General features: G+C 44.7%; 1 protein-coding gene. It reads right to left on the bottom strand.

Annotated elements, in window-relative coordinates; genetic code table 11:
- On the bottom strand, positions 1-527 hold a 527-nt coding region (gene msrA, locus R7Q48_RS29375), incomplete at its 3' end, for a peptide-methionine (S)-S-oxide reductase MsrA (RefSeq protein ID WP_318133887.1).
- Positions 528-582 lie beyond the last annotated feature (55 nt).

Genomic DNA, 582 nt, shown 5'->3' on the forward strand with positions numbered 1-582 from the left:
GGATAGAATGTCTCAAACTTGATCAACTCAGTTTTAAGCGGTTTTGGATAAACCTTTGCATTGTCGATTTCCATCATAAACTGCTCTGCGATCTGCTTTTGCTCTGCGTTGTGGTAGAAAATAGCAGGTCGATACTGTGGACCTCGGTCGACAAACGATCCTTTATCGTCGGTTGGGTCAATGTGGCGGAAAAAGTAATCGAGTACTTGTTCGTAATTCACCACTTTCGGGTCGTATTTCACTTCGATGGATTCAATGTGTCCGGTTTTTCCAGAAGATACTTGGCGATAGGTTGGGTTTTTCACGTGCCCGCCGGAGTAGCCAGACACCACATCCAAGACGCCAGGAAGCTGTTCTAAGTCCGATTCCGTACACCAAAAACAGCCGCCAGCCAGTGTGGCGATTTCTGCATTCTCTAAAGCCTTCATCTTATCCATCGTATCGGCGGTGCCTGTTTTACTCAAAAGTAGAAACAAGACAGGAAGTGCGAAAGAGAATCCGACCAATAACTTAGATATTTTCTTCATAGCTACCTCAACGTTGTTTTCCGTAGAAAGTGTGACTGAAATAAAAAGTGCTACG

It is taken from the genome of Vibrio sp. 378, from assembly GCF_033339435.1.